This window comes from Sulfitobacter dubius (assembly GCF_027214245.1).
Lineage (GTDB): Bacteria > Pseudomonadota > Alphaproteobacteria > Rhodobacterales > Rhodobacteraceae > Sulfitobacter > Sulfitobacter dubius_A.
On sequence record NZ_JAPWHM010000001.1, the window covers coordinates 720,548 to 744,303 of the forward strand.

Here is a 23,756-nt window from a genome sequence, read left to right on the forward strand (position 1 = left end):
CTGACCTAACAGGCCCGGTCAAAGCGGCAGGGGGTGGCAAATGCGAGCAGAAGAATTGGAACGGACGGAATGAAATTCTCGACCAAAGAAGACGTCGAAGCCCCGATCGAAGCGGTCTTTGACATGTTGTGCGATTTTGAGAGCTTTGAGCGGGCAGCCATGCGGCGCGGTGCCGAGGTGCAGCGCGCGGATACGATGCATCAGCCCGGTGTGGGAATGACTTGGAACGCGGTCTTCCCGCTGCGCGGCAAGCGGCGCGAGCTGACGCTTGAGATGGTGAGTTTTGATCGCCCCAACGAGATGGTGATCGACAGCATGTCGCAGGGGTTGGCGGGGCAAATGTCGTTTGAATTGATGCCCCTGTCGCGCAACAGCACGCGCGTGTTGGTCGCGCTTGAGATTAAGCCGCTGACCCTGTCCGCGCGGCTTTGGGTGCAATCGCTCAAACTGGCCAAGACGACCCTGACCAAGAAATACAAGGACCGCGTCGCGGAATATGCCCGCGGTATGGAAGAGCGTCACGCCCGCGGCGTCAAAGTCTGAGCCTGCGCGCCCAGCCTACATCCCGGTCGGCGCGCCCCGGCCGGGATGGGCGGGGTAGGCCCCCAGAATCTCAAGCATATTGGTGAAATACCCCAGTTCATCCAGCGCGCGTTTCACCGCCGGGTCTTCGGGGTGACCTTCGATATCTGCATAGAACTGTGTCGCAGTGAAGGAGCCGCCGACCATATAGCTTTCGAGCTTGGTCATGTTCACCCCATTGGTCGCGAAACCGCCCATCGCCTTGTAAAGCGCGGCGGGGATGTTGCGCACTTCAAAGACGAAAGTGGTCAGCATCCGCTCGGCCCGGCGGCTCAGATCAATCTCGGGCGCCATCAGCAAAAAGCGGGTGGTGTTGTGGTCCATATCCTCAATATCGCGGGCCAGCACGTTAAGGCCGTTGATCTCTGCCGCGACCTCGCCTGCTAACACCCCGTCGGTGCTTCCCTCGGTCGCCGCCAGTTCGGCAGCGGCCCCTGCGGAATCAGCCGCAGGCTCGGAGGTGATACCGTGTTTTTGCAAGAAGCTGCGGGCCTGTGGCAGCAGCACAAGATGCGCGCGGACGTGTTTTATGTCGTCCATGGCCACGCCAGGGCGGGCCATCAGGGCGATGCGCACCCGTACAAAGGCTTCGCCGATGATATGCAGCCCACTTTCGGGCAGCAGGCGGTGAATATCGGCCACACGGCCATAGGTCGTGTTCTCGACCGGCAGCATCGCCAGTTCGGCGCGCCCTTCATTTACGGCGCGGATCACGCCTTCGAACGACTGGCAGGGCACCGGTTCCATGTCGGGGCAGGCTTGAAGGCAGGCCTCGTGACTATAGGCGCCAAGGGCCCCCTGGAAGGCAATGCGCGGCGTGGTCTGGGCGGTCATGGATCGTATCCTGCTGCAAAAGGCGCGGGGAAGGGCAATTGGTCGCGGTAACTACACCTTGCCTGCGCCAAGGGAAAGCAATAGATACGCGGGCAACGATGCCAAGAACCATGGCCCGCCCATGGTGCCAATACCAAGTGATGGACCCTGACGCATGTTCGATACAATGACCCTGACCAAAATCGCAGCCGGCGTATTCGGCGCCTGGTTGGTACTTCTGCTGGGCAAATGGGCGGGTGAAGAGATTTACCACGCCGATGCACATGGGGAAGCGTCCTATGTGATCGAAGTGGCCGACGCCGGTGGTGACGAAGGCGGCGAAGAGATCGACTTTACCGCCGTGATGGCCGAAGCCGATGCCGACAGCGGCTCTAAAGTGTTCCGCAAATGCGCCGCTTGCCACAAGGTCGACGGTTCCAACGCCGTTGGCCCGCACCTTGACGGTGTGGTTGATCGCGATATCGCCTCGGTTGACGGTTTCGGGTATTCCGGCGCTCTGACCTCGCTCGAAGGTGCATGGACCCCGGAAGAGCTGAGCGCCTTCCTCGCGAGTCCCAAAGGCTACGCCCCCGGCACCACCATGGGTTTCGCCGGTCTGCGTAAAGTCGAAGACCGCGCTGACGTGATCGCTTACCTGCAAAGCGTTTCCAACTAATTCCACGCTGCATTGCGTGAGTGAAAGCCGCCCTCTGGGGCGGTTTTTGCGTTTGGGCGCGGCTATGCGGTTAGGGCATTCCCGCCTAATGCTTCCCAATATAACTCAAGGCGGTCCTTAAAAGGGCCTTTGAGGCCGCGCGCTGTTGGGTGAACAACATGAACAACCGGAGACTGCGTTCCCGCAGCAACCAATGCGTCGCGAGCGTCATTTCCGATCGCAAGGATGCGGTCTGGTTGAAATGCTTCTACCTCTTGTCGAATGACAGAAAAACATAGTTCACGTAGCGCTCTGTCCTTCCGTATGACATTTCGGCCAGCATAAAGTTTAACGGCATCTGTGGCCCAGATATCGTAACCTGAAAAGACACAACGTCTAATCAGTTGCCAAATCATGCCCCAATGACGCCGATAACGGTGATAGTCACTATCAATCCCGAAAAACGTTCCAACCGAAAGAATTGGTTCATCGCCATCGCGTTTGGGATCTTGGGCGCATAGCATAATGCGACCTCGAGCAGTGCGGTCAGCGGATATTAGGCAGGGAAGGTCATAGCCAATTGTCTTGGACAAATAGGGGGCAAGAAGGTCAGTATGCCAGTTTTCTCGGGGTATCTCTGGCATTTTGCGATTTGGCATATGCCCGTGGTGGAACTCCTGACGCAACCGATCGGAAATATCGTACAGCGTCGCTGGATCGAATAGTTCATTCTGCGTCATGATGAGTTCACGCCATGGAGACGGATTGAAAAGTATGTCTCTGTCAAATCCTTCAGCGCCAATCAGCTCTGCCATTTTTAGTCCTCAATATAGATTTTTAGATCAATAAACATCGATGATATGAAATTATCGTAGCTGGAAGTGAAGCCCGTGGTCAAACGGCTCCGATTATCCCTTACTGATACCTTGGCGCTGTTGGGCGCGGCGGAACGTCTTCTTCATGCAGGTGTTGGGCCATGAAACGTCCACACCGAAAGGAGACGCGACATGCAAAGTCATACAACCACGGTCAATGGGATCGAAATGCGTTGGGAAGAGACTGGGGCGGGTGATCCCGTCATCCTGCTTCACGGTATTCCCACATGCCCCGCGCTTTGGCGGGATGTCGCCCCGAAGGTCACCGGGCGCCGGGTGCTCGCTTGGGAAATGCCGGGGTATGGTGCCTCTATCCCGCAGGGCGAAGGGCGTGATATTTCGGTCTCGGCTCAGGCGGACTATCTGGTCGCTTGGATGCGCGATCAGGGTATCTCGCGTGCGATCCTTGCCGCGCATGACCTTGGCGGCGGTGTCGCGCAAATTGCGGCGGTGCGTCATCCTGAGATGGTCAGCGGGCTGCTTTTGACGAATGCAATCAGCTATGATTCATGGCCCGTGCCGCTGGTCAGCGCTGTGGCCAAGACTGGCGGCGTGGCGAAACATGCGCCCGATGGGTCGTTCCACCAGTTGCTGAAGATGATGTTTTCAAAGGGGCATGAGACCGACGCGGCCGCCGAGGCTGCCTTTGACGCCCATGCCCCGCATTACGCCCAACATGGAGAGGCCGAAGCCTTTGTCCGGCAGGCGCAGTCGCTGGACGTGGAAGACACCAAGGCCATCGCAGACAAGCTGCCCACCCTCAACATCCCCGCGCGGATCGTCTGGGGTGCTGCGGATGAGTTTCAAAAACTCGAATATGGGGAGCGGCTGGCGAAAGATCTGAATGCACCGCTGCGGCGGATCGAAGGGGGCAAACACTTCACGCCCGAGGATCATCCGGATCTGTTGGCGGAAGAGATCAACGCATTGATCCGCACCGTCGACGGGGCCTGAGCAAAATAAGGGGCGCGGCGTCGGTCGCGCCCCTCTTAGGTTACTGAGCCGCGATCACCGGGGCGGCGACGTTTGCCGCGGCGATCCCGCCGATGTCGCAGCGCCACGCGGGCAGGCGGATCACGGCGCGGCTGTGGTCCGCCTCTACATGCACCTCGAAATCTCCGCCGTGCATTTCGATCAGCTTGCGGGTCAGCGGCAGGCCAAGGCCCAGCCCGCCCTTGGTGCTGCGATGGTCCATCATACCGCCGACGACAAAGGGTTTGTAAAGCTCGGCAAGGTCGACGTGATCGTCAAAAGAGCCATTGTCGGTGATCGAAATCTCGATATTGCCCTCGGCGTCTTTGAACGTCCCTAGCGCGATCTCACTGCCGCCGTGCAGCACGGAGTTCAGAACCAAGGCCGTCACCGCCAATTCGATCTGGTCGCCATCTATGTGCATTTCCGCAAGCGGCAGGCTGTCTCGCAGGGTGATGGTTTTCGTGGTCGCGTCCGTGGTGGCGAAATGCAGGGCCGAAACCGATTGCAAAAGATCGTTCAGATTGCATTTCCGCTCGTTGAGGCGCAGCTCTCCGGTGCTGACATTGCTGTAGGATATGATCGTCTCGATCAACGCGCTGAGGTGGTCGACAGACCGCCGGGCAGAGCGAATCAGCAGCGGGTTAACCCCTTGTTCGGCTTTGGCCTCCAACATGCGCAGGCTGCCGAAGAGAACCGTGAGCGGTGTTCGCAGTTCGTGACCCACCAGCGTCAAAAAGGTGGATTCGGCGCTTGTGTCGGCCTTTAGCTCAGGGGCGTTCGGCTGGCTGCGTTCAAGCGCCGCGACGACCATACGGCCAAGGTCTTCCAACAGGGCGATCTGTTTCTCGGAGGGCTGTTCGTGCGGTTGCAGGTCCAGCGCGCAGAGGCTGCCAAAGCGGTGGCCCGAGGACAGGATCAGCGGCACGCCGCAGTAATAGCGCGCCTCGGGTCCACCCTTGGCAACCATGGGGTGGCGCTCAAATCGGGGGTCTTTGCTGAGGTCGGGCACCACCAGTGGCGCGTCCGACATGATCGTATGGCTGCAAAACCCGGTGTCTTTTGGCATCGGTTCCAGCGGATAGCCGACCACGGATTTGTACCATTGGGTATCGGCCTCCACGACGCTGATATGTGCAATCGGACAGTCAAGCAGACGGCGGGTGGCCTCGCAGATAGTGTCGAACAAAGCTTCATTCTCGGCCGTGAGGCCGGGCACATCAAAAACGGCGCGCAGGCGGGCTTCTTCGTTAAAGGGAATCGGGTAGGTTCTCATCGTCTGCTCCAGTTTACGCATCGTTAACTTGAGTGAAGAATCTGTTAATTCTGGGGCGAGAAATCGGCGGAGCTGCGAAGTTGCCGGGCATTGGGCTACACATTGTCGCGAGCGAAAGCGGGGGAAACCGCCCTTGAGTGGGGCAACCTCTGCGGTAGGCCGCCCGTGCAGGGCAACCTTACATATTCGCAACTTGTATCTTGGCATCTCACAGCGTTAGCCTAGATGACGCCTACCCGGACTATGCCACGCCAAGGAGTGACCTATGCCCCGTGCCCAGACCCGCGCCGCGACCCGCCCTTCGGTCTTTGATGACCTGCCGCTCTGGCTCGCGACGCTGACGCTGATGGTGGCGGCCCTGTTGGCCGGTGCCGCCGCGGCGCAGGAGCAACAGGTCATCAAAAGCCATGGCTATTCATTTTATGGCGATCTGTCTTACCCGGCGGATTTCGAGCATTTCAACTATGTGAACCCCGATGCGCCCAAGGGCGGGGAGATCTCGATCCCCTTCGTGGGCACGCTGGATTCGATGAACCCCTATTCCGGCAAGGGCCGCGCGCATCTGTTCTCGATCTTCGGGTTTGAAAGCCTGCTGGGCGAGGCCCCATCGGGTGAGCCGCTGCCAGCGGATGTCTATGGCGAAAGCTACTGCCTGCTGTGCGAAAGCCTTGAGTACCCCGAGGACAAGTCTTGGGTGATCTTCCACATGCGCCCCGAGGCGACGTTTTCGGACGGCACCCCGGTGACCGCGCATGACATCGTGTTCTCGCACAACCTGCTCTTGGACGAGGGGCTGAAGTCCTATGCCGACGCGGTGCGCAAGCGCATCCCCAAGGTCGAGGCGCTGGACGACCACACGGTGAAGTTCCACTTTGCCGACGGTATCTCCCGCCGCAGCCTGATCGAGACTGTGGGCGGCGTGCCCGCATGGCCGAAACATTGGTTCGAGGAAACCGGCAACACCCTTAAAGACAGCTGGATGGACCCGCCCCCCGGATCGGGCGCCTATATGGTCGAAAGCGTCGATCTGACCAAACGCATCGTGCTCAAGCGCAACCCGGATTACTGGGGCCGCGACCTGCCGATCAACCGGGGCCGCATGAATTTCGACCGCATCCGGCTGGAGATTTTCAGCGACGACACTTCGGCCTTCGAGGCCTTCAAGGCGGGCGAATACTCCTTCCGCGCCGAAGGGGACTCCAAAAAGTGGGCCACGGGCTATGACTTCTCCAAGGTGAGCGACGGCGATATCGTCAAGGCCGAACTGCCCGACGGCTCGCCTCCCACGCCATCGGGGATCATCTTTAACCTCGGCCGCGAGACGCTACAGGACCGCCGTGTGCGCGAGGCCGTGGCACTGATGTTCAACTTTGAATGGACCAACGAGTCGCTGCAATACGGGCTCTTCAGTCACCGCGCCTCGTTCACGCAAGACACGCCGCTGATGGCCGGGGCCGCGCCCGAGGGGGCGGAACTGGCGCTTCTGGAAAGCCTTGGCGATCTGGTGCCCGGGGAGCTTTTGAGCGGGCCTGCCATGGTGCCGCATACGTCAGATCCCAGCCGCCTGTTGGACCGCCGCAACGCGCGGCAGGCGTCCAAGCTGTTGGAGGATGCGGGTTGGACCGTGCAGAATGGCATGCGTGTCAATGAGGCGGGCGAACCCCTGCGGCTGAACTTCCTGATGAACTCCGCCGGGTCGCCGACGATTTCGGCGGTGATCGAAAATTTTGTGGGCAACCTGCAATCCATCGGCATCGACGCGCGGCTGGAAAAGGTGGACAGTTCGCAATACACCGCCCGCGAGCGGGACCGCGACTATGACATGATCTATGACGCCTATGCTGCCTTCCTTGGCACCGGCACCGGTCTGTCGCAGCGCTACGGGTCCGAGGCAGCGGAATTTTCGCTGTTCAACCCCGCAGGGCTTGCCAGCCCGCTGGTCGACGCGATCATCGAAGCCTCGCTCGATGCCGAAACGGCAGAGGCCGAAGATGCAGCGCTGATGGCGCTGGATCGAGCGCTGCGGCATGAATTCTTCATGATCCCCACATGGTACAACGACAGCTATTGGGTTGCCTATTACGACCAATACGACCACCCCGAGATTCCGTCCTATGCTTTGGGCTACCTCGATTTCTGGTGGTATGACCAAGACCGCGCGCAGCAATTGCGCGCCTCCGGCGCCTTGCGGTAAAGCGACCTCATGGGTGCTTATATTCTCAGACGTCTGTTGCTGGTGATCCCGACCTTGTTCGGCATCATGCTGGTCAACTTTGCCTTGGTGCAATTCGTCCCCGGTGGTCCGGTAGAGCAGGCCATCGCGCGGATTCAGGGCGGCGGCGATGTCTTTGGCGGCTTTGCCGGGGGCAACAACGACGCCGGGGTCGACACGATGGCGCGCGGGTCTGACAGCACCTATGTCGGCGCACGCGGGTTACCGCCCGAGTTGATTGAGGAGTTGGAGAAGGAATTCGGCTTCGACAAACCGCCCGTGGAGCGGTTCTTTCACATGCTGTGGAACTACATGCGGCTTGATTTCGGCGAGAGTTACTTCCGTGCCATCAGTGTGATCGACCTGATCAAGGAAAAGCTCCCGGTCTCGATCACGCTTGGGCTTTGGTCAACGCTGATCGCGCATCTGGTGTCGATCCCCTTGGGCATCCGCAAGGCGGTGCGCGACGGCAGCCGGTTCGATACCTGGACCTCGGGCGCGATCATTGCGGCCTATGCGATCCCCGGTTTTCTCTTTGCCATCCTGCTGCTGGTGCTCTTTGCCGGTGGGTCTTACTGGCAGATCTTCCCGCTGCGTGGCCTGACCTCGGATAATTTCGACAGCCTCAGCCCCTTGGGCAAAGTGGCCGACTATTTCTGGCACATCACGCTGCCGGTGCTGGCCTCGACGATCTCGGCCTTTGCCACGCTGACGCTGCTGACCAAGAACAGCTTTCTGGACGAGATCAAAAAGCAATATGTCATCACCGCCCGCGCCAAGGGCCTGTCAGAGCGCAAGGTGCTTTACGGACACGTCTTCCGCAACGCGATGCTGATCGTGATCGCCAGTTTCCCGGCAGTCTTCATCTCGGTCTTTTTCGGCGGGTCGATCATTATCGAGACGATCTTTAGCCTTGATGGGCTGGGGCGTCTGGGTTTTGAGGCGGCGGTTGCGCGCGACTATCCGATTGTCTTCGGGACGCTCTTCATCTTTGGCCTCATCGGCCTTGTCGTCGGCATTCTGTCGGACATGATGTATGTGCTCGTCGACCCGCGCATCGACTTTGAGAAGAGGGAAGGCTGATGGCGCTGTCCCCCCTGAACCAGCGCCGCTGGCGCAATTTCACCGCGAACCGCCGCGCCTATTGGTCGCTGTGGATCTTCGCGATCCTGTTCGGCATTTCGCTGCTGGCCGAGTTCGTGGCCAACGACAAGCCGATCCTCGTGAGCTATCGCGGCGAGTATTACGCGCCGATCTTCAACTTCTACCCCGAAACCGCTTTTGGCGGGGATTTCCAGACCGAAGCCGCCTATCGCGACCCTGAGGTCCAATGCCTCATCGCCACCGGCGGGTTGGATGCCTGTTTCGACGACCCTGAGGGCTATATCATCGACGCCGCGGATGGCGAAGTTGAAGGCGAAGCGATCGACAAGGGCTGGGCGCTTTGGCCCGTCATTCCCTATTCCTTCGACACCGCCGTGGACCGCCCCGGTGCCGCACCGCTGCCGCCCAATGGGCAGAACTGGCTCGGGACCGACGGCACCAAACGCGATGTTATGGCGCGAGTGATCCATGGCTTCCGGCTTTCGGTGGTCTTCACCCTGATCGTCACCGGGGCGGCGTCGATCATCGGCATTCTGGCGGGTGCGGTGCAGGGTTTCTTCGGCGGCTGGCTCGATCTGATCTTTCAGCGCATCATCGAGATTTGGTCCTCAACCCCGTCGCTTTATGTGATCATCATCATGTTCGCCATTCTGGGGCGAAGTTTCTGGCTCTTGGTGATCCTCCTCGTGTTGTTCTCATGGACCGCGCTGGTGGGGGTTGTGCGGGCCGAATTCCTGCGCGCGCGTAACCTTGAATACGTTCGCGCGGCTCGTGCGCTTGGGGTCGGCAACGGCACGATCATGCTGCGCCATATGCTGCCCAATGCGATGGTGGCGACGCTGACCATGCTGCCGTTTATCATCACGGGCACGATCTCCACGCTGGCGACGCTCGACTTCTTGGGCTTTGGCCTGCCGTCCTCGGCACCGTCGCTGGGGGAACTGACGTTGCAGGCCAAGCAGAACCTGCAAGCGCCTTGGCTGGCCTTCTCGGCCTTCTTTACCTTTGCCATCATGCTGTCGCTGCTGGTCTTCATCTTTGAAGGCATCCGCGACGCATTCGATCCCAGAAAGACCTTCTCGTGACTGCTTTGTTGGACGTCAAAGACCTGCAGGTTTCCTTTCGGCAGGACGGACAGCTGATCCCGGCCGTGCGCGGGGTCAGCTTTGCCGTGAACCGGGGAGAGACGGTGGCCTTGGTGGGCGAAAGCGGCTCGGGCAAGTCGGTCTCGGCGCTCTCGACGGTGTCGCTCTTGGGCGATAGCGCGCGGGTCAGCGGCTCGGTCACCTATGACGGGCAAGAGATGATCGGCGCGGATGACAAGCTCCTGCATAAGGTGCGCGGGAATGACATCTCGTTCATTTTCCAAGAGCCGATGACCTCGCTCAATCCGCTGCACACGATCGAAAAGCAACTGGCTGAGTCGCTGGCGCTGCATCAGGGATTGCAGGGGGCCGAGGCGCGGGCGCGGGTGTTGAGCCTCTTGGAACAGGTCGGCATCAATGACGCGGAAAGCCGCATGGGCGCCTATCCGCATCAGCTTTCCGGCGGGCAGCGCCAGCGCGTGATGATCGCGATGGCGCTGGCCAACAAGCCCGACATCCTGATCGCGGATGAGCCGACCACGGCGCTCGACGTTACCATTCAGGCGCAGATTCTCGACCTGTTGAAAGACCTGAAGGATGAGATGGGGATGGGGCTTTTGTTCATTACCCATGACCTCGGGATCGTGCGGCGCATCGCTGACCGGGTCTTTGTCATGCAGAAAGGGCTGGTCGTCGAAGAGGGGCCGACCGCCGAGATTTTCGACAATCCGCAGCACCCCTACACACGCAAACTGCTCGGCGCCGAGCCCACCGGCGCGCCGGCCCCCGTGGCGGCGGATGCACCCGAAGTGCTGCGCACCGAAAACCTCAAGGTTTGGTTCCCGATCCAGAAGGGCCTATTGCGTCGTACCGTGGGCCATGTGAAGGCCGTCAACGACACCAGCCTGTCGATCCGCGCGGGCGAAACGCTTGGCATCGTCGGGGAAAGCGGCTCGGGCAAGACCACCGCGGCGCTGGCGATCATGCGGCTCATCGGCTCGGAAGGGGAGGTGACTTTTCGTGGCGAGGACCTACGCAAATGGTCCACCAAAAAGCTGCGCCGCCTACGCGCCGACATGCAGATCGTCTTTCAGGACCCTTTCGGGTCGCTCAGCCCGCGGATGACCTGTTTCCAGATCATCTCGGAAGGGTTGGCGATCCACAAGATCGACAAGGCGCGCGACCGACGTGAATTGGTGGCGGAGGTGATGACGGAAGTGGGGCTCGACCCCGCGACGATGGACCGCTACCCGCATGAGTTTTCCGGCGGGCAGCGCCAGCGCATCGCCATCGCCCGCGCCATGGTGCTGCGGCCGAAACTGCTGGTTCTGGATGAGCCAACCTCGGCCTTGGACATGACGGTGCAGGTGCAGATCGTTGATTTGCTGCGGCAGTTGCAGGCGAAATACGGGCTCGCCTATCTGTTCATCAGTCACGATCTAAAGGTCGTGCGGGCAATGTCGCACAAGGTGATGGTGATGAAACGCGGCGATGTGGTGGAATACGGCGACGTCGATGCGCTTTATGACAATCCGCAGACCGACTATACGCGCAAGCTGTTGCAGGCGGCTGGTTAAGCAAGCGTCGCGCGTGCGGAAAGGGGGAGGGGGGCACTGCCCCCATCGCGCCGGGGGCGCGATTCCCCCGCGGTATTTTCAAAAGGATGAAGATTGGTGGGCGTCGCCTGAGAGGCGGCAGCGTTTAGCCTTCGCTTGGGCCGATCATGAAGCAGCTAACGTTGCGCGCGGCCAGACGGCGGCAGGCCAGATCGGCGCTTTCGCGTGACAGGCCGAGGAAGTTCGCGTCATAGCCCTGCGGGCGCTGCACCACTTTGCGCAATGTGCCATCAAGCGTCGACATTTCGGCCAATGCGGTTTTCAGCAGGACCTTCTCGGCGGCGTAGCGGCTGGGGAAGCGGCCCACGTTGACCCCCCAGTGGCGACCGCCCGAGGTGGAGACGCGGGTCACGATTTCTTGCTCTACCGCCTGCTGTACGGCCAGCGTTACGTCTTTGGGGCGCGGTTCGGGGCGGGGGGAGGCCTGCGCGGTGGCGATGACGACTTCGGCGTCTTTGATTTCTGGTGTGGGCGCGGCGGCGAGCGGAGTTGGCGCGGTTTGCACCGCTTCGCGTAGGGCTGCAGTAATATCGCTGTTGGAGACGGTGCTGGTTGCTTCGGGGGCTGCCGCGGTGGCCACGACCACGACTTCGCTGCGAGGGCGGAGTTGCGGGCGTTTGGAGGTGGTGACAGCTCCGACAAGGCGGATCGTTTTGCCTGCGGCACCGGGGGCAGCGGTCGTGTCTTCGACATCGGCGTAGACCGGGGGCACTGGTTTGCTCAGGGGGGCCGAGGAGGGGGCGCGGCGGAAGCCAAGGTCCATCAGTTCGGCCACTTTGGCGTTGCGCGAGGCGGTGGATTTGCCCCCGAAGACGGTCACGATGATCCGTTCGTTGCCACGCTCGGCCGAGGCCGTCAGGTTGAAGCCAGCGGCGCGGGTATAGCCGGTTTTGATGCCATCGGCGCCTTTGTAAGACCCCAGAAAACGGCGGTTTGTGTGGGAGACCTTGCGCACGCCCGCATCGGCGGTGATGCGCGAGAACAGGTTGTAGTACTGCGGGTAATCATAGAGCAGGTGGCGGCCCAGGGCCGTCATATCGCGCGCAGTGGAGAGGTGGCCGCTTTCGGTCAACCCGTGCATATTCTTGAAGGTGGTGCGCGTCATGCCAAGCTGTTTGGCGGTGCGGTTCATCCGGCGGGCAAAGGCGGCCTCGGACCCTTCGATGGCTTCGCCGATCGCGGTGGCGGCATCATTGGCCGATTTCACGGCGGCGGCGCGGATCAGGTAACGCAGGGCGATTTTTTGGCCCGGACGCATGCCCAGTTTGCTGGGCGGCTCAGATGCGGCGTTTTGGGAGATGGTGACTTGCGTATCGAGAGACAGTTCCCCACGTTCGACCGCTTGGAAAGCGATGTAGAGGGTCATCATCTTGGTTAGGGAGGCCGGGTGGAGGCGCGTGTCGGCGTTCTCTGCGTGGATTTCTTTGCCGGTGCGGGCGTCGATGACATAGGCGGCATAGGGGGCGGCCATGGCGCTGAGGGGTAGGATGACCAGAACCCAGAGTGCTGCGAATAGAAATAGCCCGTAACGGGCCGGCTGAATGCGCCGAGCCTTCATATTTGCCTGCCTTTTACTGCCTCAAGTCGCCGTTTTTCTGGCTGACCATTTATTGATTGGTTCAAGGCTAGCATAGGACGGCGCATCGCGGAAGCCGTCGAATCCGATGGACAGGGTAAAAAAGGACGGATCTCTCCTCCAATATGTAGAGGCTTGCGCACATTGACCCACTATAAGCGCGAATAAGGCAAGAATTGGGCGCAAATTGGCCCGCAGTGGGGCGTTTTTGGTGAGGCGTGGAGGCGACTCACCAGCGCGGGCGAGTCACTCCGAAACGATCCTTTTCACCGTCTCTGGGAGGCCGGAAAGATCGTTGATTTCAACAAAACGTGGTGAATTGGTTGGCGGTTCGGCGTGTTCGATCGCCCATGTGAGGTCATGGGGCACGTAGACGCCCCAGCCGCCCGCCTCGATCATCGGGCGCACATCGGAGGCCAGAGAGTTGCCGACCATGAGCCCCCGCGCTGCGCCTTGCCCGTGTTGCTTAAAAATGTGGCGATAGGCGGCTTCGGTCTTGTGAGAGACGATTTCCACCGCATCGAACCTCTCTCGCAGGCCCGATTGCGTCAGTTTGCGCTCTTGATCCAGCAGGTCGCCTTTGGTCACCACGATAAGCCGGTAGTCGCCGCGCAGGGTTTCCAGCACGTCTTCGACATGGGGCAGCAGTTCAATCGGATGGTCCAGCATCTCGCGCCCGGCGGCGAGCAGGTCTCCGATCACCTCGGCGGGGACTTTGCCCTCTGTCACCTCGATTGCGGTCTCGATCATCGACAGGGTGAACCCTTTGATCCCGTAGCCGTAATGCGGCAGATTGCGCCGCTCGGCTTCCAAAAGCCGTGCCATCAGGTGGTCGCGTTCACTATGTTCGGCCAGAAGGGCTGCAAAACGGTCGTGAGAGAGTGCAAAGTAGCGTTCATTATGCCACAATGTGTCATCCGCATCGAAACCGATGGTGGTGAGTGCCCCGCTCATATGTGCTGCCTCTTTCCTAAATTGGTTCAGGGGTTATATAGACGGCTGCACGACGAACAAGCTCTACCCCCAGCCGCAGGAGCAGCAATGCACCGTGACGACGCGAAAGCAGATTGGACGATCCAAGCAGCAGACCGGCCCGCAATGGGTTGGCAGATGATGGCGGACCGCCCTAAGGATGACGACGACACCGAGTTGTTGACCAAAACCCGCCCCAAGACCAAACGCCCGCCGCTTTACAAGGTGATGCTGCTGAACGATGATTTCACCCCGATGGAATTCGTTGTGCATGTGCTGGAGCGGTTCTTTGGCCTGAACCATGCGCAGGCGTTTGAGATCATGTTGACGGTTCACAAAAAGGGGCTGGCCGTGGTTGGCGTCTTTAGCCACGAGATCGCGGAGACGAAAGTGGCGCAGGTGATGGATTTCGCCCGACGTCACCAGCATCCGCTGCAATGCACTATGGAAAAAGAAGAATAACACGTGATTGATCCGCGACTGGAACTGGCCCTGAACGGCGGTGGGCTGGAGTTGCCCGAGACTGGGGTGATCGCCATTTTTCAGCCCCCCGTGGACGCTGATCTGGCCGGTTTGCCGCCCGAGCGCTGCAAGATCATTCACGATTTCAAGCCAGCCTATGACGCTTGGACCGCACGGGGCTATGAGGCCGCGCATTCGGTAGAGGGGCGATATGCCGCCGCCATAGTCTGCCTACCACGCGCCAAACATGAGGCCCGCGCCTTGGTCGCGCAAGCCTGCGCCGTCAGCGATGGGCCGGTGGTGGTCGATGGGCAAAAGACCGATGGCGCGGATTCGATCCTGCGCGAGATGCGGGCGCGGGTGACGGTTCAGGGGCCGATCTCAAAAGCACATGGCAAGCTTTACTGGATCGACGCCAGCAGTAGCGATTTCTTCACCGATTGGGAAGCGGGCCCAGCCCAGACCGAAGCGGGCTTTTGGACCGCGCCGGGGGTCTTTTCGGCGGATGGGGTTGATCTGGCCTCGGCGCTTTTGGTGGATGTGCTGCCCGATAACCTCGGGGCCGAAGTGGCTGACTTGGGCGCGGGCTGGGGGTTCCTTTCAGCGCATATCCTGACGCGGCCCAAGGTGAAGACGGTGCATCTGGTCGAGGCGGGGCATATGGCGTTGGAATGCGCGCGCCATAATGTGACCGACGACCGCGCCGTGTTCCATTGGGAGGACGCCACCGAATGGCAGCCCCCGCACCGGATGGATGCGGTGGTGATGAACCCGCCCTTCCACACCGGCCGCGCCGCCGAGCCGCAGATTGGCCAAGCCTTTGTCGCCGCCGCCGCGCGTATGCTGTCGGGGCAGGGCGACCTGTGGATGGTGGCCAACCGGCATCTGCCCTATGAGGCGGAATTGAAGAAACGCTTTGCACAGGTGGCCGAGCTTGGAGGCGATGCGCGGTTCAAACTGTTCCACGCCACACGCCCGCTGACCCGGCGCCGCTAAGCCTTAAGGGGGTATCCCGATGTCATTCTCGATCTCAGGCAAAACAGCCATCATTACAGGTGCCGCAGACGGCATTGGCCTTGCCATCGCGCGGCATCTGGCCGACCGGGGCGCCAATGTGATGTGCGCCGATTCCAACGAGAAAAAGCTGATGGAGGAGTTGGGCGACACGCCGGACGACGGGAACGTCCGCGTTTTCGCCGGGGATCTACGCCAGCGGCTGACCATCGCCAACCTCGTCTCGGCCACGATCGACGCTTATGATCAGGTAGATATCCTTGTGAATGCCTCGCGGCAGGTGTTGCCGACCGATCCGCTGGATGTGGAAGACGGATCGGTTGATACGCTGTTGCAGCAAAACCTGATGACGGCGCTGCAACTGTCGCAGCAGGTGGCGCGGCGGATGATAAAACAGGCCGAGGGCCAGACCGAGGGGCAGGTGGGGTCGATCATCAACCTCAGTTCCATCGCGGCACAACGCCACCAGCCGGATATGATGGGCTATGCCATCGCCTCGGCGGCGGTGCAGCAGATGACCCGCTCTCTGGCGCTTGTGCTGGCGCAGCACCGGATACGGGTGAATGCGATCTCTTTCGGGTCGGTGATGAGCGCGTCGCTGCGCGCCGCCGTGGCCGAAAACCGCGACTGGCGCGAGGATATCCGCGCGCATACGCCGCTTGGCCGTATCGCCGGGCCGAATGAGCTTTGCGAGGCGGTGCAATTCCTCGCCGCCGAAAGCTCGGGCTTCATGACGGGTGAGATCATGACCATCGACGGCGGGCGTACCCTGCTTGATGTGGTGTCGGCCCCCGCGCATTAAGACGGGGCGGCAGTTTTCTTCGGCAAAAATGGATTCATCCATCTTTCGCCCTTGACCCCAATGCCAAGCTGCCTTATCCGACGCGCCACGGCGTTATAGCTCAGTTGGTTAGAGCGAACGACTCATAATCGTTAGGTCCCTGGTTCAAATCCAGGTAACGCCACCATCCTCTCCCTTTTTCGTATGACGATATGCCTGCTGGGCTGGCACTGGCCACCTGCGCTTGGGTTGCACGCGGGGCTGGAAGGGATAGAAGATAGCCCATGCCCCGCGCAGGCCTGAGCAGATGAAAGCAGCCTTATGACCACGGAAAACTTCGTTCACGAGATCAACGTCACTTGGGGCGATTGTGACCCGGCGCAGATCGCCTATACCGCGCGGCTGCCCTATTTTGCGCTGGATGCGATCAACGCATGGTGGGAGGCGCATTTCGATGGCGATGGTTGGTTCCAACTGCAGATCGACCGCAACATCGGCACGCCTTTTGTGAACCTTTCGATGGACTTTCGCAGCCCGGTCACGCCACGGCACAAGCTGATGTGCGAAACCTATCCGACGCGGCTCGGCAACAAATCCATCACCTTCGGCATGAAGGCGCGGCAGAACGGGGTGCTGTGTTTCGAGGGTTCGTTCACCTGCGTCTTTACCATCGCGGATGTGTTCAAAAGCCAATCCGCGCCCGAAGAGTTGGCCCGCGTGATCAAACCTTTGGTCCGCGCTGACCTCGCCTGAGGCAATTGCGCCGCGCGCAGTTGAAGTTCCCCCGATTGCAGCGTCTTATCGCGCAGCACATTGAGGGAGACGAAGATGACGATCAGGACTGCGGTAATCGGATTGGGGATCATGGGCCGGCGCATGGCCGAGAACATGGTGCTGCACCCCGACTTCACGGTCACCACCATGTGGGATCCCGAGCCAGCGGCCTGCGCCGCCGCGCAAGAGGTCGCGCCGGGTGCAGCAGTATCCGCCACGGCATCCGAGGCGATGGCCGATGTCGATTTGGTCTACCTCGCCTGCCCCCCGGTGCCGCGCAAAGCCTATGCGCTTGAGGCAGCGGCAGCGGGCAAGGCGATCTTCCTCGAAAAGCCGCTCGGCGTGGACATCGCGGAAAGTCGTGCGTTGGTGGCCGAGTTGCAGGCTGCAGGCGTCCCGGCGGCGGTGAATTTCACCCAAGCAGCGGGGGCGGCGCTGACCGATCTGACGCGGTCGATCAAAGAGGGTGCGCTAGGGGATCTCTGTGGTATCGACATCATCGTGACCTATCCGGCCTGGCCCCGTGCGTGGCAGGTGGATGCGGATTGGCTGCGCTTAGCCGCTGAGGGCGGCATGACCCGCGAGGTGATCTCGCATTTCCTTTTCCTGAGCGAGCGTGTGCTGGGGCCGCTGACCCTGCAATGGGCCCATGCGGAATACCCCGACGCCAAACTTTGCGAGACCCATGTCGCCGCACGGCTGGTCAATGCCGAGGGCTTGCCGGTTTCGATCCTTGGCTCTGTTGGTGGCGTGCAGCCGGACCGGCAGGAGGTGACGGTGAAAGGGGCCAAGGCCAGCCGGCGCATCTCGGAATTCTCCATCGACACCGTCTCGACCGGAGAGGCATTCGCGCCGACCAACAGCAGCCCCACCGACACCCGCGCCACCAGCTTGAAAGCGCAGCTTGACGACATGGCGCTTCTGATAGACGGCGGCCCGAGCCGACTGGCCACACCAGCAGAGGCGTTGCGCGTGCAGGAGCTTATCGAAGGCATTTTGGCCAACCGGGGGACACAGTCATGACCGCCACCTTGCAGTCATCGCCTGAAACCTGCCACTGGGGCTATTTCGAGGCCAGCCGCCCGCCTGCGCTGACCATCCAAAGCAGCGACGAGGTGATCATCAACACCGTCTCTGGCGCGCCGAACTGCCTGCCGCCCGAAGGCTTCCATGTGCCGCCGGAACTTTACGACATCCACAAGGTAGGCCCGCCGCCGATGCCCGGCCATATCCTGACGGGCCCGGTGGCCGTCGAAGGCGCGATGCCCGGGGATGTGCTGAAAGTCGATATCCTTGATGTCGCGCTGCGGCAGGACTGGGGGTATAACTTCATCCGTCCTTTGGCAGGCACGCTGCCGCAGGATTTCACTGAGACCTATCACACTAACATCCCACTCGACGCGGAGGGAGGCACCGCCCGTCTGCCTTGGGGGCTGGAACTGCCCTTGGCCCCGTTCTTTGGCGTCATGGCCGTGGCACCGCCGCCGGAATGGGGTCGGATCGCCACCATTGAGCCGCGCAAGCATGGCGGCAATCTGGATAACAAGGAACTGGTGGCGGGCAGCACGCTTTACCTACCCATCTTCAACGAAGGGGCGCTGTTTTCTTGCGGGGATGGGCACGGTGCACAGGGCGATGGGGAGGTCTGCGTCACGGCGATTGAAACGGCGCTACAGGGGCGCTTTCGTCTGACCGTGTTGAAGGACCGCACACTCAGCTATCCGCAGGCCGAGACGCCGAGCCATGTGATCACCATGGGCATGGCCCCCGACCTTGATCGTTGTGCCGAGATGGCTCTGCAGGACATGATCGCGCTGGTGTCTGAGCGTGCGGGGATCAGCCGTGAGGATGCCTATGTGCTCTGTTCGCTGGCCGGGGATCTGCGCATCACCCAGACGGTGAACCGCGAAAAGGGCGTGCATATGATGATGGCGAAAGAGTTGATTGGCGGGTAACTGCGCCGCCGCGCAAAGAAAAAGGGCCGCATCGCTGCGGCCCTTTCGCGTTTCTACCTAGTGGCAGATCACTCTTCTGCCCATGCCATCCGCGCCGGGTGGTATTCAAACCCGATGTGGTGCGCGGCGCCGACCAACCCTTCGCGGGTGTGGTTATAGAGCGAGCGCCAGTAAGGCTGGATCGTGACGCCATCGTCTTGCAGCATCTTCTCACCCTTCGCCATGATCTCGCGACGGGCTTCGACATCGGCTGTGGCCAGCGCCTCAGATAGCAGGGCGTCGAACTCGGGGTTGGCATAGCCAAACTCGTTCCACGCCTCGCCCGAGCGGTAGGCCAGCGCCCAGATCTGCACGCCCAGAGGCCGCGCGTTCCAGTTGGTGGAGGAGAAGGGATATTTCACCCAGTCGTTCCAGAAGGTCGAGCCGGGCAGGATGGTGCGTTTGACCTTGATGCCCGCGTCACGCAGCTGCGCGGCCACGGCATCGGTCGTGTCCTTGCGCCATGCATCGTCGATCGAGAAGAGCTCATGCTCATAGTCCGCCATCCCGGCTTCTTCCATCAGCGCGCGGGCGGCTTCGGGATCGGTCTTGGGCGGTTCGACCTCTGCATATTCAGGGTGCATCGGGCCGACGTGGTGGTTTTCGGCCACAATCCCACGGCCGGCATAGCCCAGTTCCAGCAGCACGGCGTTGTCGACCGCCAGTTGCAGCGCGTTGCGCACACGCTTGTCTTCGTAAGGCTTCATGCCGTCGATTTCGGCCAGTTGGTTGGGGCGGATCACGATGGTCGCCGCGGTGGCGATCTCGTTCTCGACCCAACCGTCGAGCGTGCTCATCACGTCGATGTATTCGCCTTCCATGGAGTAGAAAGCGTCGACCTCTTCGGCCTCGGCAGCGGCGATCCATGCGGAAGGGTCGGTGCCGTAGTCGATGTATTCCAAACGGTCGATGTAGGGCCCGCCAAAGACTTCAGTGCCCCACCATGTGTGGTCGGGGTTCTTCACCAACACGCTTTTCACGCCCACTTCGAGCGATTCGGGCAGGTAGGGGCCGGTGCCCTTGGGGTTGTCCAACATGGTGTCGGGGTCGAAACCCTCGGGCGTGATCGCGGCGGGGTAGTCGGCCATGCCGGGGATCAGCGTGATGTCGGATTTGGGCAGCGTGAGCTTGACGGTGTGGTCGTCCACCACCTCGATCGCGCCTTCGATGGCCTTGCCGGTTTCTTCGTCCACCAGCGTGGCGAAACGGCCCGCCATGGAGTTGCCTTCGAGCGATTTATCGCACCAGCCTTCGATGTTGCGTGCCACGTCCTGCGCGGTGAAGGCGGTGCCGTCGTTCCATGTCACGCCCTTGCGAACGTTCAGCGTGTATTCGGTAGCGTCGTCGCTGATCTCCCAGCTTTCCAGTAAGCCGGGGGTGAAGGTGCCGTCGTTTTCCCAGATGGCGAGGTATTCCAACCAGCCGCGGCTGAAGTTGGCAATTTGCGACCAGTCATAGGTGCGCGGGTCTTTCAGGGCACGCACCTCCATCTGCATCCGCACGGTGCCGCCTTCCTTGAGGTTGGCATGGGCCGCCGCACGCGCGGGCGCGGCCATGCCAAGCATCCCGTAAGCTGTGGCGGACGTGGCCCCGAAGGCGCTTGCAATCGCCAGAAACTCGCGTCTGTTGACGGGGTCTTTCTTGGCGTTCTCGGCTGATGTCAGCACGGATTGCGGCAGCGGTTTTCCGGTGCGTGTCAAAAATTCCATGATTTTCCTCTCTGTTGGTGCGCTGGCCGGGGCCATCGCGGATCCCCACTTTAAGGGTGGGGTAGGTGATGCAGTTGACCTGCTTTTGTCGCCTCTTGAGGTGGGCGCGGGGTGTTTAGTCTGCCGATCAGGCGCGTTGCGTCAAGCCTGTCGCGGGAAGTTGAGCAGAAAGCTAGCGCAGGAAACCGTCCCGGCAAGCGGGGTTGCCGGGAAATATCACTTCTAAAATGGCGGTTTAGGCCAGATCACGCGCCGCTTTGAAAAGCGTCTCAAGCCGGGCGGGGTCGCCGACCTCATTGGCCAGCATCAGCACCAATCGCGCGTTCAGGGCGTGGCTTTCCGCCTCGCTCAGCCCTTCGTGAGCGGCCATGAGCGCAGCATAGACGGTGTCGCCCTCGGTGCCGAGGTTGTCTTGAAGGATCATGCGGCGGCTCCTTTCGCGCAGTCCAAAGCGCGGTCAAAGGCACGGGCGATCGCGGCCCTGTCGGGCTGGTCAAAGACGGCACAGACATGGCCATCGGGGCGCAGCAGATAAAGGAACCCGCTGCCATAGCGCCGCTGCGCGTGGCCGTCCTTGCCCTGAAAACAGGGGTAGGCCTCCTGCGATTGATCGATACCGATCCGGGCAAGGCCGGGGAGGTCGGGGGCGGTGATCTCGCCCACGGCGAGCAGGATGAACTGGCCCTGAACTTCGCCCAGCAGCCAGCAATCCCCTGCAGGCCCCGTCAGCGGCGCGTCGATCAGCGCGCTGCCGGGGCGCAGGGGGGCGTCGCCTCCAGTTTGCAGCGGGCTATGGGCCAGCGTGCAGGGTTGTGAGAGGCGGCCTGAGTTAATCAGTTTGCGGGCGAAAGGATGACGCGCGGCGAGGGTCAGCACCTCATTGCGAAACAGGGTTTCGATGGGCGATTTGGGGGTCATGAAATTCGTCGCGCGGGCGGAGTTGCGCATGTTCTCATCCGCGCCATGCCCGCGTTCGATGTCATAGCTCTCGATCAGGGTGGTGGGCGCGTCGCCCTGCACGACAGCAGCGAGCTTCCAGCCGAGGTTGTCGACATCTTGCACCCCGCCATTGCCGCCCCGCGCCCCGAAGGGGCTGACCACATGGGCGCTGTCGCCGACAAAGACGACGCGGCCCTGCACGAACCTCTCCAGCCGCGCGCAGCGGAACTTATAGACGCTCATCCAATCCAGTCGGAAAGGCGCATCGCCCAGCATCTGCTTCAGGCGGGGCAAGACTTTCTCTTCGGTCGCCTCGGCCTTCGGGTCGGTCTCTGGCCCCAGTTGCAAGTCGATGCGGTAGATGTTGTCGGGCTGTTTGTGCAGCAGGGCGGATTGGCCGTTGTGAAAGGGCGGGGCGAACCAGAACCAACGCTCGGGCGTGTCATGGTCGCCAAAGGGGGAGGTTTCCATCTCTACGTCTGCGATCAGGAAATGTTCGTCGAATGTTTGGCCCTCGAAAGGCAGGTTCATGCGTTTGCGGGTGGCGGAGCCTGCGCCATCGCAGGCGATGTACCAGTCGGTTTTCAGCTGATACGGGCCGTCCGGCGTCTCAACAGTCAGTTCAACGTGATCGGCGTGGCCTTTGTGATCGGTCACCTTGTTGAGAAACCGCAGGTCGATCAGGTCGGGGAAATCTTGTGCGCGTTCAACAAGGTACTCTTCGACATAGTATTGCTGGAGGTTCACGAAGGCCGGGTATTTATGCCCCGGCTCGGGCAGCAGATCGAAGTTATAGACCTCCTTCTCGCCGTGAAACTGGCGGCCCACTTTCCATGTTACGCCTTTCTCCAGCATCCGCTCGCCGATGCCCAGCCTGTCGAAAATCTCCAACGTCCGTTTCGCCCAGCAAATCGCGCGAGAGCCGAGCGAGACGACATTGTTGTCATCCAGCACGACCGATTTGACCCCGCGCAGGGCCAAGTCCACCGCCATGGCCAGCCCAATGGGGCCGGCGCCCACGATCACCACCGGGTGCCGTGGCTCGGGCTCGGTCAGGCCGGGCGGGGGGCTGTAGGGAAAGGGGGTGTAGGCATAGGCCATGGCGGTTTCCTCAGACAAGAGCGCGCAAAAGCAGCAGGACAAGCAAGGCCAGCGTTGTCAGCGTCACCCGTCGGCGCGACTTGCGGTGCTCTGGCGCGCGCAGCATCTTTGACCAAACCTGTGCGGTATCACGCAGCCCGGCGTAGGGCTGCCCGCTCCGGCGCGCAGCTTGGCGGCGGTGATCCATCACCAGTGCAAAGACCAGATAGAACCAGAGCGCCAGCGCCAGTATGATCAGGGCAGTAAGAAGCGCGGGCAGCGGCATCAGTCCGACAGCGCCTCCCACATCTCTTTGTCGCGCTTAGCCGTCCAGATGCGCGGCGTGTCGATGTCGAGCGCCTCGTCATAGGCGCGGGCGACGTTGAAGGGCAGGCAGTGCTCATAGATTGCATAGTCGCCGAACTTAGGGTCGCATTCGGCGCGCACGGCGTCCCATGCCTCTTTCAAGGTGCCGCCGCGCAGGGCCACGCGGGCCGCCGGACGGTAGGTGGAGCGCACGAAGTCAGCGGTGCTGTCAATCGCTGCATTGACCATTTCGCGGCCAACCAGCGCGTCGCCGCGACCCGGCGCGATGGCGTCGAGGTCAAAGGCGCGTATGCGTTCCAGCGTGCCGGGCCAGTCGTGGAAATGCCCGTCGCCGCAGTAGCAGGCGGAGTGGTATTCGACGATGTCACCCGTGAACATGACGTTCTGATCGGGCACATAGATCACCGCATCCCCTGCCGTATGGGCGCGACCCAGTTGCATAATGTCGACCCGGCGTTTGCCCAGATAGACGCTCATCCGCCCGTTGAAGGTGGTGGTGGGCCATGTCAGGCCCGGGATGCTTTCATGGCCTTCAAACAGACGCGGGAAGCGTTCAAACTCGCTGTCCCAATCTTCTTGGCCGCGTTCAGCAACCATGGCGCGGGCCTTTTCGGACATGATGATCTGCTGCGCGCCAAAGGCCGAGGCCCCCAACACGCGCACGGCGTGGTAGTGGGTCAGCACCACATGGCTGATCGGTTTGTCGGTGACCGAGCGCACACATTCGATCACCTTATTCGCCAAGCGCGGGGTGGCCTGCGCTTCGATGATCATCACGCTGTCGTCGCCGATGATGACGCCAGAGTTTGGATCGCCCTCGGCGGTGAAGGCGTAAAGTCCCACGCCCACCTCGGTGAAGGAGATTTCCTTTTCGGTCATGTCGCCTTGGGATGCGAATGGCTTGGCCATGTGATGTCCTTCTGTCTTGGTTCGCCTGC

At 61.3% G+C, this 23,756-nt stretch carries 23 protein-coding genes and 1 tRNA gene; 14 read left to right on the forward strand and 10 right to left on the reverse strand.

Going from position 1 to position 23,756, the window contains the following annotated elements:
• Positions 1-69 precede the first annotated feature (69 nt).
• Positions 70-543 carry an SRPBCC family protein gene (locus O4H31_RS03540; RefSeq protein ID WP_269342857.1) on the forward strand — a complete coding sequence of 158 codons (474 nt, stop codon included), beginning with the start codon at positions 70-72 and terminating at the stop codon, positions 541-543.
• Positions 544-558: 15 nt separating this feature from the next.
• On the opposite strand, the gene O4H31_RS03545 is transcribed toward O4H31_RS03540, so the two are convergent.
• Positions 559-1,416 carry a prephenate dehydratase gene (locus O4H31_RS03545; RefSeq protein ID WP_269342859.1) on the reverse strand — a complete coding sequence of 286 codons (858 nt, stop codon included), beginning with the start codon at positions 1,414-1,416 and terminating at the stop codon, positions 559-561.
• 154 nt (positions 1,417-1,570) lie between these two features.
• Here O4H31_RS03545 and O4H31_RS03550 point away from each other — a divergent pair, with 154 nt between their 5' ends.
• The gene (locus O4H31_RS03550; protein ID WP_269342860.1) at positions 1,571-2,071 is read left to right on the forward strand and encodes a c-type cytochrome; all 501 of its coding nucleotides are present in this window, start codon (positions 1,571-1,573) and stop codon (positions 2,069-2,071) included.
• A gap of 62 nt (positions 2,072-2,133) precedes the next feature.
• Here the strand turns inward: O4H31_RS03550 and O4H31_RS03555 are convergent, their stop codons facing one another.
• Positions 2,134-2,865 (reverse strand): hypothetical protein, encoded by a 732-nt coding sequence (locus O4H31_RS03555; RefSeq protein WP_269342862.1) that lies wholly within the window; start codon positions 2,863-2,865, stop codon positions 2,134-2,136.
• A gap of 192 nt (positions 2,866-3,057) precedes the next feature.
• Here O4H31_RS03555 and O4H31_RS03560 point away from each other — a divergent pair, with 192 nt between their 5' ends.
• Positions 3,058-3,879, forward strand: a complete 822-nt coding sequence (locus O4H31_RS03560) for an alpha/beta fold hydrolase (RefSeq protein ID WP_269342864.1) — start codon at positions 3,058-3,060, stop codon at positions 3,877-3,879.
• 40 nt (positions 3,880-3,919) lie between these two features.
• Here the strand turns inward: O4H31_RS03560 and O4H31_RS03565 are convergent, their stop codons facing one another.
• On the reverse strand, positions 3,920-5,173 hold the full coding sequence (locus tag O4H31_RS03565) for a GAF domain-containing sensor histidine kinase (protein WP_269342866.1): 1,254 nt from the start codon (positions 5,171-5,173) through the stop codon (positions 3,920-3,922).
• 265 nt (positions 5,174-5,438) lie between these two features.
• On the opposite strand from O4H31_RS03565, the gene O4H31_RS03570 reads away from it, so the two are divergent.
• Genes O4H31_RS03570 through O4H31_RS03585 form a run of 4 tightly spaced genes read left to right on the forward strand, consistent with a single transcriptional unit; the run spans position 5,439 to position 11,151 of the window.
• A complete protein-coding gene (locus O4H31_RS03570) occupies positions 5,439-7,367 on the forward strand; it encodes an extracellular solute-binding protein (protein ID WP_419723580.1) in 1,929 nt (642 codons plus the stop codon).
• A gap of 9 nt (positions 7,368-7,376) precedes the next feature.
• Entirely contained in the window at positions 7,377-8,468 is a 1,092-nt protein-coding gene (locus O4H31_RS03575; protein ID WP_259946437.1) for a microcin C ABC transporter permease YejB, read from the forward strand.
• On the forward strand, positions 8,468-9,574 hold the full coding sequence (locus O4H31_RS03580; protein WP_067624908.1) for an ABC transporter permease: 1,107 nt from the start codon (positions 8,468-8,470) through the stop codon (positions 9,572-9,574). The genes O4H31_RS03575 and O4H31_RS03580 overlap by 1 nt, the downstream gene beginning before the upstream one ends.
• Positions 9,571-11,151 carry an ABC transporter ATP-binding protein gene (locus O4H31_RS03585; RefSeq protein WP_269342872.1) on the forward strand — a complete coding sequence of 527 codons (1,581 nt, stop codon included), beginning with the start codon at positions 9,571-9,573 and terminating at the stop codon, positions 11,149-11,151. The genes O4H31_RS03580 and O4H31_RS03585 overlap by 4 nt, the downstream gene beginning before the upstream one ends.
• A 124-nt stretch (positions 11,152-11,275) precedes the next feature.
• On the opposite strand, the gene O4H31_RS03590 is transcribed toward O4H31_RS03585, so the two are convergent.
• Positions 11,276-12,748, reverse strand: a complete 1,473-nt coding sequence (locus tag O4H31_RS03590; protein WP_269342874.1) for a D-alanyl-D-alanine carboxypeptidase family protein — start codon at positions 12,746-12,748, stop codon at positions 11,276-11,278.
• 264 nt (positions 12,749-13,012) lie between these two features.
• Positions 13,013-13,720, reverse strand: coding sequence for an HAD family hydrolase (locus tag O4H31_RS03595; RefSeq protein WP_269342877.1), 708 nt, complete (start codon positions 13,718-13,720; stop codon positions 13,013-13,015).
• Between the two features lie 156 nt (positions 13,721-13,876).
• Between O4H31_RS03595 and clpS the strand changes: the two genes are divergently transcribed.
• From clpS to O4H31_RS03630, 7 genes are all read left to right on the forward strand, one after another.
• Entirely contained in the window at positions 13,877-14,200 is a 324-nt protein-coding gene (gene clpS, locus O4H31_RS03600) for an ATP-dependent Clp protease adapter ClpS (RefSeq protein WP_269343020.1), read from the forward strand.
• A gap of 3 nt (positions 14,201-14,203) precedes the next feature.
• A complete protein-coding gene (locus tag O4H31_RS03605) occupies positions 14,204-15,196 on the forward strand; it encodes a class I SAM-dependent methyltransferase (protein WP_269342878.1) in 993 nt (330 codons plus the stop codon).
• Between the two features lie 19 nt (positions 15,197-15,215).
• The gene (locus O4H31_RS03610; protein ID WP_067939675.1) at positions 15,216-16,016 is read left to right on the forward strand and encodes an SDR family NAD(P)-dependent oxidoreductase; all 801 of its coding nucleotides are present in this window, start codon (positions 15,216-15,218) and stop codon (positions 16,014-16,016) included.
• A gap of 89 nt (positions 16,017-16,105) precedes the next feature.
• Positions 16,106-16,182: transfer RNA gene (locus tag O4H31_RS03615), tRNA-Met, on the forward strand.
• Between the two features lie 134 nt (positions 16,183-16,316).
• Positions 16,317-16,748 (forward strand): acyl-CoA thioesterase, encoded by a 432-nt coding sequence (locus tag O4H31_RS03620; RefSeq protein ID WP_067268618.1) that lies wholly within the window; start codon positions 16,317-16,319, stop codon positions 16,746-16,748.
• Between the two features lie 75 nt (positions 16,749-16,823).
• On the forward strand, positions 16,824-17,792 hold the full coding sequence (locus O4H31_RS03625; RefSeq protein WP_269342884.1) for a Gfo/Idh/MocA family protein: 969 nt from the start codon (positions 16,824-16,826) through the stop codon (positions 17,790-17,792).
• On the forward strand, positions 17,789-18,724 hold the full coding sequence (locus tag O4H31_RS03630; protein WP_269342886.1) for an acetamidase/formamidase family protein: 936 nt from the start codon (positions 17,789-17,791) through the stop codon (positions 18,722-18,724). Before O4H31_RS03625 ends, O4H31_RS03630 begins: the two co-directional genes overlap by 4 nt.
• A 68-nt stretch (positions 18,725-18,792) precedes the next feature.
• Here the strand turns inward: O4H31_RS03630 and O4H31_RS03635 are convergent, their stop codons facing one another.
• The 5 genes from O4H31_RS03635 to O4H31_RS03655 all read right to left on the reverse strand — a co-directional run bounded on the left by O4H31_RS03635 (position 18,793) and on the right by O4H31_RS03655 (position 23,727).
• Entirely contained in the window at positions 18,793-20,472 is a 1,680-nt protein-coding gene (locus O4H31_RS03635; RefSeq protein ID WP_269342887.1) for an ABC transporter substrate-binding protein, read from the reverse strand.
• 235 nt (positions 20,473-20,707) lie between these two features.
• Positions 20,708-20,896 carry a DUF2783 domain-containing protein gene (locus O4H31_RS03640; protein ID WP_067623468.1) on the reverse strand — a complete coding sequence of 63 codons (189 nt, stop codon included), beginning with the start codon at positions 20,894-20,896 and terminating at the stop codon, positions 20,708-20,710.
• A complete protein-coding gene (locus O4H31_RS03645; RefSeq protein WP_269342890.1) occupies positions 20,893-22,512 on the reverse strand; it encodes an FAD-dependent oxidoreductase in 1,620 nt (539 codons plus the stop codon). The genes O4H31_RS03640 and O4H31_RS03645 overlap by 4 nt, the downstream gene beginning before the upstream one ends.
• A gap of 10 nt (positions 22,513-22,522) precedes the next feature.
• Entirely contained in the window at positions 22,523-22,777 is a 255-nt protein-coding gene (locus O4H31_RS03650) for a hypothetical protein (RefSeq protein ID WP_093927319.1), read from the reverse strand.
• Positions 22,777-23,727: an MBL fold metallo-hydrolase gene (locus O4H31_RS03655; RefSeq protein WP_269342893.1), complete on the reverse strand. Its 951-nt coding sequence runs from the start codon at positions 23,725-23,727 to the stop codon at positions 22,777-22,779. The genes O4H31_RS03650 and O4H31_RS03655 overlap by 1 nt, the downstream gene beginning before the upstream one ends.
• Positions 23,728-23,756 lie beyond the last annotated feature (29 nt).

Excerpts from the sequence above, each read along its gene's own strand:
- O4H31_RS03540 (WP_269342857.1), top strand. The coding sequence starts at position 70 with ATGAAATTCTCGACCAAAGAAGACGTCGAAGCCCCGATCGAAGCGGTC.
- O4H31_RS03545 (WP_269342859.1), bottom strand. The coding sequence starts at position 1,416 with ATGACCGCCCAGACCACGCCGCGCATTGCCTTCCAGGGGGCCCTTGGC.
- O4H31_RS03550 (WP_269342860.1), top strand. The coding sequence starts at position 1,571 with ATGTTCGATACAATGACCCTGACCAAAATCGCAGCCGGCGTATTCGGC.
- O4H31_RS03555 (WP_269342862.1), bottom strand. The coding sequence starts at position 2,865 with ATGGCAGAGCTGATTGGCGCTGAAGGATTTGACAGAGACATACTTTTC.
- O4H31_RS03560 (WP_269342864.1), top strand. The coding sequence starts at position 3,058 with ATGCAAAGTCATACAACCACGGTCAATGGGATCGAAATGCGTTGGGAA.
- O4H31_RS03565 (WP_269342866.1), bottom strand. The coding sequence starts at position 5,173 with ATGAGAACCTACCCGATTCCCTTTAACGAAGAAGCCCGCCTGCGCGCC.
- O4H31_RS03570 (WP_419723580.1), top strand. The coding sequence starts at position 5,439 with ATGCCCCGTGCCCAGACCCGCGCCGCGACCCGCCCTTCGGTCTTTGAT.
- O4H31_RS03575 (WP_259946437.1), top strand. The coding sequence starts at position 7,377 with ATGGGTGCTTATATTCTCAGACGTCTGTTGCTGGTGATCCCGACCTTG.
- O4H31_RS03580 (WP_067624908.1), top strand. The coding sequence starts at position 8,468 with ATGGCGCTGTCCCCCCTGAACCAGCGCCGCTGGCGCAATTTCACCGCG.
- O4H31_RS03590 (WP_269342874.1), bottom strand. The coding sequence starts at position 12,748 with ATGAAGGCTCGGCGCATTCAGCCGGCCCGTTACGGGCTATTTCTATTC.
- O4H31_RS03595 (WP_269342877.1), bottom strand. The coding sequence starts at position 13,720 with ATGAGCGGGGCACTCACCACCATCGGTTTCGATGCGGATGACACATTG.
- clpS (WP_269343020.1), top strand. The coding sequence starts at position 13,877 with ATGATGGCGGACCGCCCTAAGGATGACGACGACACCGAGTTGTTGACC.
- O4H31_RS03610 (WP_067939675.1), top strand. The coding sequence starts at position 15,216 with ATGTCATTCTCGATCTCAGGCAAAACAGCCATCATTACAGGTGCCGCA.
- O4H31_RS03620 (WP_067268618.1), top strand. The coding sequence starts at position 16,317 with ATGACCACGGAAAACTTCGTTCACGAGATCAACGTCACTTGGGGCGAT.
- O4H31_RS03625 (WP_269342884.1), top strand. The coding sequence starts at position 16,824 with ATGACGATCAGGACTGCGGTAATCGGATTGGGGATCATGGGCCGGCGC.
- O4H31_RS03630 (WP_269342886.1), top strand. The coding sequence starts at position 17,789 with ATGACCGCCACCTTGCAGTCATCGCCTGAAACCTGCCACTGGGGCTAT.
- O4H31_RS03635 (WP_269342887.1), bottom strand. The coding sequence starts at position 20,472 with ATGGAATTTTTGACACGCACCGGAAAACCGCTGCCGCAATCCGTGCTG.
- O4H31_RS03640 (WP_067623468.1), bottom strand. The coding sequence starts at position 20,896 with ATGATCCTTCAAGACAACCTCGGCACCGAGGGCGACACCGTCTATGCT.
- O4H31_RS03645 (WP_269342890.1), bottom strand. The coding sequence starts at position 22,512 with ATGGCCTATGCCTACACCCCCTTTCCCTACAGCCCCCCGCCCGGCCTG.
- O4H31_RS03650 (WP_093927319.1), bottom strand. The coding sequence starts at position 22,777 with ATGCCGCTGCCCGCGCTTCTTACTGCCCTGATCATACTGGCGCTGGCG.
- O4H31_RS03655 (WP_269342893.1), bottom strand. The coding sequence starts at position 23,727 with ATGGCCAAGCCATTCGCATCCCAAGGCGACATGACCGAAAAGGAAATC.